Source organism: Bradyrhizobium sp. UFLA05-109 (assembly GCF_054185165.1).
This window is the reverse complement of the sequence record NZ_JBBIAR010000029.1, coordinates 22,740-35,354: the sequence shown is the minus strand read 5'-3', so window position 1 is coordinate 35,354 and position 12,615 is coordinate 22,740. Positions and strand designations below refer to the sequence as shown.

General features: G+C 65.7%; 8 protein-coding genes. All 8 read right to left on the bottom strand.

Annotated features, from left to right (window positions below):
* Positions 1 to 12 precede the first annotated feature (12 nt).
* Positions 13 to 1,107, bottom strand: coding sequence for a putative 2-aminoethylphosphonate ABC transporter ATP-binding protein (locus Q3C01_RS21800; protein ID WP_458147356.1), 1,095 nt, complete (start codon positions 1,105 to 1,107; stop codon positions 13 to 15).
* 66 nt (positions 1,108 to 1,173) lie between these two features.
* The gene (locus tag Q3C01_RS21795; RefSeq protein WP_458147428.1) at positions 1,174 to 2,193 is read right to left on the bottom strand and encodes a putative 2-aminoethylphosphonate ABC transporter substrate-binding protein; all 1,020 of its coding nucleotides are present in this window, start codon (positions 2,191 to 2,193) and stop codon (positions 1,174 to 1,176) included.
* 406 nt (positions 2,194 to 2,599) lie between these two features.
* Entirely contained in the window at positions 2,600 to 4,831 is a 2,232-nt protein-coding gene (locus tag Q3C01_RS21790; RefSeq protein WP_458147355.1) for a TonB-dependent receptor, read from the bottom strand.
* A 185-nt stretch (positions 4,832 to 5,016) separates the two neighbouring features.
* The gene (locus Q3C01_RS21785) at positions 5,017 to 5,409 is read right to left on the bottom strand and encodes a DUF2946 domain-containing protein (protein WP_458147354.1); all 393 of its coding nucleotides are present in this window, start codon (positions 5,407 to 5,409) and stop codon (positions 5,017 to 5,019) included.
* A 157-nt stretch (positions 5,410 to 5,566) separates the two neighbouring features.
* Positions 5,567 to 7,630 (bottom strand): hypothetical protein, encoded by a 2,064-nt coding sequence (locus Q3C01_RS21780; RefSeq protein ID WP_458147353.1) that lies wholly within the window; start codon positions 7,628 to 7,630, stop codon positions 5,567 to 5,569.
* Between the two features lie 7 nt (positions 7,631 to 7,637).
* Positions 7,638 to 10,448 carry a DUF4159 domain-containing protein gene (locus Q3C01_RS21775; protein WP_458147352.1) on the bottom strand — a complete coding sequence of 937 codons (2,811 nt, stop codon included), beginning with the start codon at positions 10,446 to 10,448 and terminating at the stop codon, positions 7,638 to 7,640.
* The gene (locus Q3C01_RS21770; protein WP_458147351.1) at positions 10,445 to 11,389 is read right to left on the bottom strand and encodes a DUF58 domain-containing protein; all 945 of its coding nucleotides are present in this window, start codon (positions 11,387 to 11,389) and stop codon (positions 10,445 to 10,447) included. The genes Q3C01_RS21775 and Q3C01_RS21770 overlap by 4 nt, the downstream gene beginning before the upstream one ends.
* Positions 11,389 to 12,387: an AAA family ATPase gene (locus Q3C01_RS21765; protein ID WP_458147350.1), complete on the bottom strand. Its 999-nt coding sequence runs from the start codon at positions 12,385 to 12,387 to the stop codon at positions 11,389 to 11,391. The genes Q3C01_RS21770 and Q3C01_RS21765 overlap by 1 nt, the downstream gene beginning before the upstream one ends.
* Between the last annotated feature and the right edge of the window lie 228 nt (positions 12,388 to 12,615).

Below are 12,615 nucleotides of genomic sequence, written 5' to 3'. Positions count from 1 at the left end.
GGCCCGTCTCCCTCAGGTCGCGGCCGGCGGCTGTGCAAACACGCGCAGCCGGTTCGGTGGCAGGCGCACGTCGATCGTGCTTCCGGGCGTTATTCCGAGATCGCGCACGTCGTTGATCGAGAGATCGGCAGAGAAATTCAGACTGGTGCCGTTGGCGTGCAGCGTCGTTGCAAAATGGTTGCCGATGAACTCCATGACGCCGACTTGCACCGACAGGCGATTGTCCCCCGTGACATTCCGTACCACCACGTCCTCGGGCCGCAAGCACACGATCACCGGCGCCCCCTGACCGAGCGACACCTCTTCTGAGAATGTGAGCACCGCACCTGTTACATCGGCGCGGTTCCCGGATAGGAGTAGCCCCTGGAGGAAGTTCATCTTGCCGACGAAGTCGGCGACGAAAGCAGTGGCTGGGCGGCTGTAGATCTCGCCCGGGGTGCCGACCTGCTCGATCTTGCCTTTGCTCATTACCACGATCCTGTCGGACATGGTGAGTGCCTCCTCCTGATCGTGCGTGACCATGATCGTAGTCACGTTGAGCCGACGCTGGAGGTCACGGATCTCGCCGCGCAGTCGAGCGCGGACCCGCGCGTCCAAGGCTGAGAGCGGCTCGTCGAGCAGCAGAAGCCCTGGCGATAGCGCCAAGGCGCGGGCAAGTGCAACGCGCTGCTGCTGACCGCCCGAGAGCTGGGCCGGATATTTGTTCGCCTGGTCGGATAGGCCCACGAGCGCGAGGAGCTCGCTGACCTTCTTGTCGATCTCGCCCCGCGACTTGCCGGTCGAGACGAGACCGTAGCCGACATTGTCCTTGATCGTCAGATTGGGAAATAGGGCGTAGGACTGGAATACGATGCCGAAGTCTCGCTGGGCGACGGGGAGGGTCGAAATGTCGCGCCCGCCCTGGTGAATCGAGCCACTGGTCTGGACATCCAAGCCCGAGATCGCGCGCAGAAGTGTGGTCTTGCCGCAGCCGGACGGTCCAAGGAAGGACACGAACTCGCCCGGCATAATGTCGAGGTCGATAGCGTACAGCGCGGCGAATGAACCGAACGTCTTGGTGACGTTGCGTATGCGCAGATAAGGCTCGATGTTTGATGCGGTGTCCATGAACCCTGTCCCCCGCGCTTCCCGGCGACGGCCCGCCGTCGCCGGCCGGATCAATCCGAACCGTGATCAGCCCTTGGGCTCGGATTTGCCATCGTAGCGCTTGATCCACTCCGCAAGAATGCGCTCGCGGTTCTCGGCAGCCCAGGCGAAGTCGTTCTTGATCAGCATCTTCTGGATGTCACCCTCGACAAACTCCAGCGGGCTCGCAATGCCCTCGAGCGCTACGATCGCGTAGCTCTCGGCGTAGAGCTTGTTTGCCTCGGGGGTCACGGCCCAGTCGGCAAGCTTTTTCGCGGCCTCGGGCTGCTTCGTCGTGCTCATGATCGCCGTCGCCTCCATGTCCCAGCCGAGCCCTTCCTTGGGCAGGACGATGGTGATCGGGGCACCGTCCTTCTTGGTCTTGTTGGCGCGGTACTCAAACGAGAGGCCGATCGCGTACTCACCCGCTCCAGCCTGACGGCAGGGCTTGGAGCCCGAGTGCATGTAGGAAGCGACGTTCTTGTGGAGTTCGTCCATGTATTTCCAGCCGCCGTCCCAGCCGAACATCTGCAGCCAGGCGGACACCATCAGAAAGCCCGTCCCCGAGGAGGCGGGATTCGGCATCACAACCTGGCCCTTGTAGACGGGGTCGGTCAGATCGGCCCACGATTTCGGAATCGGGAGCTTTTTCTTGTCGGACTCGACCGTGTTCACGCAGAACGCCGACGCCCAGACGTCCATGCCGACCCACACCGGCGGATTAGCCGGATCGCGCATGGTCGGAGTGACCTTGTCGAGGTTGGCCGGGGCGTAGGGCATGAGCATTCCCTGCTTCTGCAGCAGCATCAGTGAGGTCGCGGCGAGGCCGATGACCACGTCGGCCTTCGGGTTGGCCTTCTCGGCAAGGAGCTTCGCGGTAATGATGCCGGTGGAGTCGCGCACCCAGAGGATGTTGACTCCCGGGTTGCTCTTCTCGAAAGCAGCCTTGTAGGCTTTGAGCTGGTCGGCCTCCAGCGCGGTATAGACGGTGATGTCGGTCGCGTAGACTTGAGAGCTGAAGCCGAGAATGGCGGCGAGCGACAGAAGAGCGAAGCGGAGGGCGCGCATCAGGTGCATGTCGGTCTCCATCGGTCCTGGCCGGCGGACTTGGCGGACCGCTCGGCCACCTGCTAGATCGGACCATCGTTCGATGACAAAACTGCGACAAGCGCGTAGGGCGGTTAGTTCGCCCTGTCGAAGCAAGCGACATTCGCACGACGCCTGTGGCATGAAGCGGTGTGTCATTACCTCACGAAGCGCCGCGCAAGCACGAGAGGGAGTGCACCTCCTCGCGCCCTGTGAGCGAAACCTGATCTCATCATGTCCTAGAACTTGAAGTTCGCGAACGCGCGCGCCGTTCTCGAATTCCACCAACGCCGCCGCGGTGTCCTCCACTGCAAAGCTGCGCTGGCCCTTTGTGGCGATCGCAGCGAGCGTCGGGGCCGGTCGGCCCCGACGGGAGCAGGGCGCACGCCTAGAACCTCTGCGAAAGGCCGGCATAGAAGCCGCGACGCGGCCCGTACTGCGGCGCGAACACGCCGATGCCGGAGCCGTCGCGGATCTGGTAGATCGTGTCGAACAGGTTGACCACGTCGAACCGCAGCGTCGTCGGCTTGTTCGGCGCCACGATGTTGAAGTCGTGCGACAGGCCGAGATTGACCTGTGTATAGCCCGGCAGATGATCGGTGTTGGCGAAACCGGAGCGCAGGCCGCTGCCATAGATCATCGACACGCTGTAGCGCGTGCCGTCCCACAGATAGGAGGCGCCGGCCGACGCCGTCCACATCTGCGCATGATCGGTGTAGACGTAGTGGTTCGAGATATAGTTGAGCTCGTCCTGACCGAACAGATACTGGTTCGAGACGATGTTGGTCGCGATCTGCCGGGCCCAGGCAAGGTTGGCATAGGCGCTGAGATTGCCGTTCTTGTAGGTCGACTTGAGTTCGACGCCGACGTTCTCGCCGCGATCATAGTTGAAGCCGTTCAGCACATAGGCCGCGCCGAACTGGCCATCGTCGAGCAGATCGCGCGCGATCTTGTAGTAGCCGTCGACGCCAACCTCGAGGCCCGGGATCGGATAGATCTTCTGCACCACGCCGACGTCGAACACGTGTGACCGTTCCGGCAATACCGGACTGTTGAGCGGCACCTCCGGCGTCTGCGTGTTCGCCGGCGCGTTGGGCGGCGTCACCAATGCAAGATTGGTGGGCGACGCGATCACCTGCGACGGCGGAGTGAAGTTGCGCGCATAGCCGGCATGGAACGTGGTGCCGTCGAACGGCTTCCATGTCAGGCTGACGCGAGGGCTGAGCTGGTTGGCGTTCACATACTGGTACATCTGATCGAAACGCAATCCGGCGTTCAGGGTCAGATTGTTGGTGATCCGCCACTCGTCCTGGAGATAGGTCCCGATCAACCAGCCGGTCTTGGCATTGGAATCGAAGATCGAGAACGGCGCATCGATCGTGCCTGCGCTGGGATCGGTCGGGTCGGCCAGCGGCAGCACGGTCGTGCCGTTGTTGACCAATGTCCGCTCCGCGCTGACGCTGAAGCCGAAGCGCAGCGTGTGGGCATAGCCGACGCGCCAGGCGGTGTCCTGCTGGATGCCGTTGACGAGGCTCTGCCGGTAGACGTCCGAGGATACGCCGTTGAAGACGAGATCGCCGATCGGGTCGGGGTAGAAGTGCAACTGGCTGTAACGGTTGAAATACGCGATCTGGGTGTCCCATTCGCCGACGGACTTCTGGTAGGCAACGACGTTGAACTGGTTGAACTCGTTCTGGTGCTCGTTGAGCTTCGACGAGTCGAAATTGGACACGCCGAACGCCGTGAAGCTCGGCGTCTGTCCGGGATTGTTCGGGATCTGGAACGTCGCGTTCGACACGCCGCTCATGAAGGTCAGACGGCTGGTGGGATCGAGCACCGTCGACAGATAGAGAAATCCCTTCTCCTGATTGGTGCGGTCATGGATCGCGTTCACCGATGCGGTCGGATTCTCGATGCCGAGATTGTTCTGGAGGAAGCGACCCGAGACGAAATACTGCGTCTGTCCGGCGGTCCCGCCATATTCGACGTTCGTCGAGATCGTGCCGTTGCTGCCGCCATAGACGCCGACGACGCCGGAATTGTTGAAGGCGTCCGCCTTGGTCTGGATGTCGAGCACGCCGGCGGTGCGGAAGCCGTACTGCGCGGGCAATGCGCCGGTGAGAAGGCTCATGCTGCCGACAATCCCCGTATCGAGGATCTGCCCGAATGCGCCGACGCCGTCGGGGAGCATGATGCCGTTGATGCGGTACTGCAAATTGGCGTGCTCGTTGCGCACGTGCAGCTCGCCGCTGGCCGCCGAATCCTGGGTCACGCCGGGGAATTGCAGCAGCACCTTGTCCAGCGTCGCATTGTTGCCCTGGGGCAGCGCCTCGATCGCCTGGCGATTCATCGTGTGCGATGTGGCGCCGATGGGGGCGACGAGGTTGTCGCGGGTCTGGTCGAACGTCGCATTCTGGCGGGCTACGGTCTGCGCCTCGGTCGGCGGCGGCGTTTCGGGCGCCTGGAGACGCTTACGTACGGTGCGAACCTTTGGTGGATGCGACGGATGCGCGCGCGGCGGGGCGGTGACCTCGACGCTGGGCAGGGTGGTGGCGGCGCTCGGCGCGTCCGTCTGCGCCGCGGCGGTGCTGTTGAGATAGAAAAGCGTGAGCGTGGCCACGCCTGCGCCCGCGAAGCGGGGTCCTGAAGATACCAACATTGTCCTGATTCCGATGAGGCGCGGCCGAAATCCGGCTTCGACTACGAGCGCCTGCCGCCGACATGCGGCGGATCAATCCTCGAAAGCCCGACGGAGGCTTGCGCGCGCGACGGCGGCAACCCGTAGGGCGGTTCAATCGACGGAGATCAGGAAGCGGGAGGGGCGCGCGGCTGGAACGCGTGGCCGGCCGATTTCAGATGGATGAATTCGGCGTCGGTGGTGCGGTAGAGGAATTCGACCGCCTGCGGCAGATGCAGCAGCGGCGGCGTCGCGAACACGACGGTGCTCGCCATCGAGACCACGGCGCAGATCGCGCAATTGTCGTCGCCCTGCTGGTCGTGGTCGGGCTTGGCCGGTGCCTGCTTCTGGAGCGCTGCACGATCAACGGACGCGATGCCGCTCGCCTGTTGCGACGACTGGAGCAGCGGCGCGGCTTTCGCGAACGAGTGGCTGTGGCCGAAGGTCAGCGCGAACTGCACCAGCATCGCGAAGATCGCGAGCCGGGCGCCGTGCCTGATGTTCGACCGGAACCACTTCATTCGAAAAACGCACCCCGCATCGCGGCGGCCAGTCCCCCCGGCCATCACGATGTTACAATGTAACATCGAGGATCGCAGTGCGCGTGTCAACCGCGGGAGGCGCGACGGCTGTGGCCGGCCTCCCGCTGTGATCTTCATGCAACGGTATGCGTGCGCTCTAGCGCCCTTCGCGCACCCAGGTCGCGGCGAACGCGCCGAGCAGGAGCAGCAGCCCGATCAGCCCGGCGAAGATCGGCAGCACGCCGACGCCCTTCACCACACTGGCATCGCGCATCCTGACCCCCATCCAGCCGTCGCCGTGGAAGACGCTAGCCGAGCGCACCGGCACGACGCGCGGCAGCTCGACGCTCGATCCGTCGACGACGCGCACGGCGTCGCCCCCGGTCGCCTGCGTCAGGGGTTTCAGCGTCTCGGCGGTCGAGGTGACTTCCGAAAATTCCTTCGGATTGGTCGGGCCGACATTGATCAGCGCCTTCAGCGTGCCGTCGGTGGCCTGCCAGAGACCAAGCTCGCTGGCCGGCAGGCTCGCGCGCCATTCGCCAGGGTCGCCGGCGTTCAGCGTCAGGTCGCGCGTCACGCCGGAGGGCGAGGTCACCGTCACCGGCTGCACGCTGTCGGACATCGTCTGGCGCACCACGACGAGATCCTTGCCCTGCACCTGAAGGCGCAGCGCTTCCTCGTCGAGATCCGGCTGCTTCATCAGCCAGTGCGACATTCGCCGCAGCAGGTCGAGATGCGGGCCGCCGCCTTCATAGCCGCGCGCCCATAGCCAGATGTGGTCGGAGAGGAGAAGTGCGACGCGTCCCTCGCCGAAGCGCGAAAGGAACAACAGCGGCTTGCCGTCGGCGCCGGTCATCACCGGCGAGCCCGTCGCATTCCTGGTGTCGACGGTGCGGAAGAAGCGGCTCCAATGCGGCGGCTCCGAGTTAGAGCCTTCGAGGCCGCGCGTCACCGGATGGCGCTTACCGGTGTCGGAGAGATGCGCATAGAACGGCTTCTCGGTGACGCCGACCGGCTCGGCCGGCAGCACGGAGTCCAGCGGCGTGCGCCAGATACTGGTGTTCGAGGCATAGTCGGGCCCGGCCGAGACCAGCACCGCGCCACCCGAGCGGACGTAGCGTGCGATGTTGTCGAAATAGGCGATCGGCAGCACGCCCTGGCGGGCATAGCGGTCGAAAATGATCAACTGGAATTCGTTGATCTTCTGCTGGAACAGTTCGCGGGTTGGAAACGCGATCAGCGACAATTCGTTGATCGGCGTGCCGTCCTGCTTCTCCGGCGGACGCAAAATCGTGAAATGCACGAGATCGACGCTGGCGTCGGACTTCAGCAGGTTGCGCCAGGTGCGCTCGCCAGAATGCGGCTCACCGGAGACCAGCAGCACGCGCAGCTTGTCGCGCACGCCGTCAATCGCCACCACGGCGCGGTTGTTGACCGGCGTCAGCTCGTTATCGAGCGGCGAGGCCTCGATCTCGACGATGTTCGGGCCGGCATGCTTGATGTCGACGTCGACGCTTGCGGTCTGGCCGCTCGACAGCGTGCGCTCGTTGATCGTCTCGCCGTCGCGGCGCACCGTGACCTTGGCGCGATCGCCAGTCACGCCCTGGTCGTCGAGCCGGTAGGTGATGGTCTGGGTCTGGCCGACGATGCCGAAGCGCGGCGCGGCTGTGATCGCGATCCGGCGGTCGCGCTCGTTCTTCTGGCCGGTGATCAGCGCGTGCACCGGCGCCTGGAAGCCGAGCGCCGCGGCGTTCGCGGGGATGTCGTGCACGCGGCCGTCGGTGATCAGGAATGCGCCGGCGACGCGGTCGACCGGCACGTCCGACAACGCCGAGGCGAGGGCACCGAACAGTTTCGTGCCGTCGGTCTCGCCGTCGGCCTGTCCGGCCTCGACGACTCGCACCTCGAGGCCTTTGATCCGCTTCAGGCTGTCGACCAGCGCCTCCTGCGCCTGAGCGGCCTCCTTGGTGCGGTTGCCAAAGTTCTGGCTAGGGCTCTTGTCGACGACGACGGCAGCGACCGAGGTGAGGGGATCGCGGTCCTCGCGGGTGAAGGAGGGATTGGCGAGCGCAAGCAGGAACAGCGCGAGTGCGGCGACACGCACCGCCGCGCCACGCGCGCGGGCCAGCAGCAAGAGGACTGCGATGACCACGATCGCGGCGAGCGCGATCCACAGGACGATCGCAGGGACAAGCGGCGTGAACGCGATGCCGTAATTCATGTCGCTCCTATTGCCCGAGCCGCTCGATCAGCGCCGGCGCGTGCACCTGGTCGGCCTTGTAGTTGCCGGTCAGCGTGTACATCACGATATTGACGCCGGCGCGGAAGGCGAATTCGCGCTGACGCGGCTCGCCCGGCGCCATCGGCAGCATCGGCTGGCCATCGGGACGGATCGCCCAGGCTCCCGCGAGATCGTTCGAGGTGATGATGATCGGCGAGACGCCGTCGCCGCCACGCGCCGGGCGCTGTGCGCTGTCGTCCTCTTCCTCGCGCGGCAGGGTCTCGACCCAGGTCTGCCCGGTGTTGAAGCGGCCGGGGAAGTCGCGCAGCAGATAGAAGGTCTTGGTCAGCACGTGCTCGCGCGGCACCGGCTCGAGCTCGGGCACGTCGAGTGAGGACAGGATCTCGCGCAGTGCCTGCATGCCGGGTGTCTGCGAGGCGCCGTTCTCGCCGGGCGAGGCTTCGACGGCGTCGCGGGTGTCGAAGATCACCGTGCCGCCCTGCTTCATGTAGGCGTCGATCTTGTTGATGGCGTCCTGCGGTGGCTTCGGCGCGCCGGGAACGATCGGCCAGTAGATCAGCGGGAAGAAGGCGAGCTCGTCACGCGCCGGATCGACGCCGACGGGATCGCCGGCCTCGAGCGCGGTGCGCTGCGCCAGGAACAGCGTCAGCCCGGACAAGCCGGCTTTCACGATGGAGTCGACGTCGGCATTGCCCGTGACGACGTAGGCAAGGCGTGTCTGCGACACCGCTTTCATCGCAAAATCGTCGGTAGCGCTGTCGGCCCGCGATGGTGCGGGCGACGTGAGGCTGGCGAGCACCAGTCCGATCGCGAGCACGGCGGGCGCCGCGCGCCGGCGCAGGAGCGCGGCGAGGCCGCCGCCGAGCAGGGCGACGATGATGGCGTCGATCAGGAACAGCGCGAGCGAGCTCGAGAGCAGCCAGCCGCGCAGGTCGCGCGGCTCGGCGTTGGTATAGGTCGCGTGCCGGGCACGCAGGCTCGCGGTGTTGAGCGGGGCGATGCGGTCGGCGGCGGCGAGCGTGTTCACGGCCAGTGGTCCCTCGGCCGGGCCGTAGAAGCCGGGCGGATGATCTGATGTGGCGCGGTCGCGGTAATCGGCCGACAACGGCTTGGCGGTCGCCGGTGGCGGACCGAAGGCACCAAAGCCGTCGAGGATGTGCAGCGGCGCCACCGTCTCGGTGCTGGCTTCACCGGCAACGCCGGCGCCTGGCTTGGAGGTGTAGCCGGACATGTCGACGATCCGCCTCAGCATTTCGACAAATGTGCCCGACATCGGCAGATCGGACCAGCGCATGTCGGCGCTGACGTGGAACAGGCTTACGATTCCCTTGCCGCGATGCTCGCCCGTGACGAGCGGCGTGCCGTCTTCGAGCGAGGCCCAGCTCTTGGTCGCAAGCACTGCGTCCGGCTCCGCGAGCACCTGACGGCTCACGGTGACGTCCTTCGGCACAGGTACGCCGGCGAACGGTCCGTCCGCGGTGAAGGCCGCGAGATGCTGCGGCTTCTCCCAGGTCAGGCTGCCGCCGAGCGTGCGGCCGCCCTTGCGCAGCTTCACCGGCACGAGGTCGTCCTCGGCCTGCGCGAGGCGGGGACCTGCGAAGCGCACCAGCACGCCACCCTGATCGACCCAGGCGTTGAGGCGCTCGCGGATTTCGGGTGCGATGGTGCCGACATCGGCCAGGATGATCATCGGCAGCTTCTGGTCGAGAAATTGCGTGATGCCCTGCTGCGGCGCGCCCTTGTCGGCGAGACGCACATCGGCGAACGGCGCCAGCGCGCGGGTGAGATAGAAGGTCGGCGCCAACAATGGCTGCGCAGTCTCGCTGGTTGCGCCGGAGACGATGCCGATGGCGCGGCGGCGCCAGCGCTTGTCGAGCAGTTGCACGGCGCCCGCGGAATGCTCGCCGGAGATCTCGAGCCGGGTGATGTCGTTGCGCAGCTCGACCGGAAGGTCGAACGACGCCTCAGTCTCTTTGTCCTGCGGGGCGAAGGTGTAGCGGGCTTCGCCGATCGGCGATCCCTTCTGGTCCAGCGCGCGCACGGAGCCGGCGGCAATGCCGCTGTCGGTACGTAGCACCTTCACGACCATCTTGGCGGCTGCGTTCTCGGCTGCGACCAGCGCCAGCGGCGAGGGCGTGCCGCCTTCAAACACCGTCAAGCTGCGGTCTCCAATCGTCTTGGTCAGGCCTTGCAGGAATTCCTCGCCGCGTCCGGTATCGACACCGTCCGAGAGCCAGGCGATCTCGCAATCGCCGGTTGCCTTGAGGAAACGATCGATCGCGGTGAGAATTTCAACGCGCTCGATGGAATAGGGTTTTGGTGTGAGTTGCCGCAGCGCAACGCGCGCTGCGCCTGCCTGCATCAGCGTGATGTCGCGGTTCGGCTCTGAGAGCGGCACCAGCGCGATGGCGCGGCGGTCGCTGTCGGCATTCGCGATCAGCTCGTCGGCGGCCTTGATCCGCGCATCCCAGTTCGAGGCCGCGCTCCAGCCGTCGTCGAACATGATCATCAGCGGCGCCTTGCTGCCGGCAAGGCCGGTCTGCGGATTCCAGATCGGGCCGGCGGCGGCGAAGATCACCAGCGCCGCGGCGAGCAGACGCAGCGCAGTGAGCCACCAGGGCGTGCGCGAGGGCGTCTCCTCCTTCGGCGCGATGTCGAACAACAGGCGTGTCGGCGGGAATTCGACGCGGCGCGGCCGCGGCGGCATCACGCGCAGCAGCCACCACAGCACCGGCAGGCTGACGAGCCCGATCAGGAGCAGCGGTTCGGTGAAGGCGAGCGGCAGGCTTCCGATCATGCGGCGGGCCCCGCTTTGACGGTGGTGGAGCGCGCGCCCGATTTGCTGACCTGCATGCCGGCATGCAGGAACAACAGCAGTTCGGCGGCGGAGCGATCGGTGACGTGGGTGGCGAACAGCCAGTCGAGCTTGTTGGTCTCGTCGCGGATCTGGTCGCGATGCAGCGCGAGCCGCGCGGTGTAGTCCTGGGCCCAGCTTTCGGCGCGCCCTGCCGTGATCGCGCCAAAACCCTCGGGCTCGACGAATTCGACGCGGCCGGAATAGGGGAACGTCTCCTCGGCCGGATCGACGATCTGCACCAGCGTGCCATGGGCGCCGGAGCCGGAGAGCCCTGCAAGCATGCTCCTGATCTCCGCGATCGGCGACCAGAAATCGGACAGCACCACCGTCTCGGCAAGCGCCGAGGGCACGAAGGGCGGCGGCAGGCTCGGCCGTTCGGAATCGTCATGCAGCATCGCCTGCGCCATCTTGTCGATGATACTGCGGCTCGCGGTCGGCGCCATCAGGCCGGGGATGCCGACGCGCTCGCCGCCGGAGACGAGCAGTTCGGCCAGCGCGAATGCCACGATCAGCGTGCGCTCGAGCTTGGAGTCGCGCGCCTGTCTGGATGCGAACGCCATCGAGGGCGAACGGTCGGGCCAGATCCACACGGTGTGCGCGGCTTCCCATTCCTGCTCGCGGACATAGAGATGGTCGTCACGCGCCGAGCGGCGCCAGTCGACGTTCTGCGACGGCTCGCCGGAAACGAAGCGGCGATACTGCCAAAAACTTTCGCCCGAGCCGGCGCGACGGCGGCCATGCAGGCCGTGGATGACGTTGGCGGCAATGCGGCGGGCCTCGAGCACCAGGCGCGGCAGCGAAGCGGCGAGCGTACGGCTTTCGCCATCGGCACGTCGGATCGCAATGATCTCCTTCGCTGTGTGCCCGTTGTCTGCGGCCATCAACCGATCCGTGTCTTCAATTGCCGGATCACGTCCGGAATCGTGCGGCCTTCGGCGCGCGCCTGGAACGTCAGCGCCATGCGGTGCTTCAGCACCGGCTCGGCGAGGTCGAGCACATCGTCGATCGACGGCGCGAGGCGGCCGTCGAGCAGCGCGCGTGCGCGCACCGCCAGCATCAGCGACTGGCTGGCGCGAGGACCCGGTCCCCAGGCAATCAGCTTGCCGGTGTCGCCACCGTCGGGGCCGGGACGCGCCGAGCGCACCAGCGACAGAATCGCCTCTACCACGGAATCGCCGACCGGCAGGCGCCGCACCAGCCGCTGGGCCGCGATCAGCGCATCCGCCGCCATCGATCCCTTTGCCAGCGTTTCTTCGGCGCCGGTGGTCTCGAACAGGATGCGCCGCTCGGCGTCGCGATCGGGATAGTCGACGTCGATCTCCATCAGGAAGCGGTCGAGCTGTGCTTCCGGCAGCGGATAGGTACCTTCCTGCTCCAGCGGGTTTTGCGTGGCGAGCACGTGGAAGGGCTTCGGCAGGTCATGACGCGCGCCGGCGACGGTGATGTGCTGCTCCTGCATCGCTTGCAGGAGCGCGGACTGCGTGCGCGGGCTGGCGCGGTTGATTTCGTCGGCCATCAGGAGCTGCGCGAAGACCGGACCGGCGATGAAGCGGAAGGAGCGTTTTCCGGCAGTGCTCTCGTCGAGCACTTCGGCGCCGAGAATGTCCGACGGCATCAGGTCGGGCGTGAACTGGATGCGCTTGGCATCGAGACCGAGCGTGACGCCGAGCGTCTCGACCAGCTTGGTCTTGGCAAGACCGGGCACGCCGATCAGCAGCGCATGACCGCCGGAGAGGATCGTCACCAGCGTATTCTCGATCACGCGATCCTGGCCGAAGATGACGGTTGCGATCGCGTCCTTGGCGGCGCGAATCTGTCCCGACACCTGCTCCGCCGAGCGGACGATCACGTCTTCGAGTTTTTCGACACTTTCCGCCATCCGTCAGCTCCTTAAGCCGTTCACGCGGCTTGCCTGCGTCGTCATCTCATGCATGTCAGCTCGTGACATGATAGCTCACGACATGTCACGTCTCGGGCCCCATGCTAGACTTGCAGGAAGGCCCTGTATTCGCTGAATTAACCTATCCCCACCTTATCGGCTTCGGGATATGTACGGCATCACGAAGTGGCGACCTTGCACACCGGATGATTCCGGTGTGGAACCGCT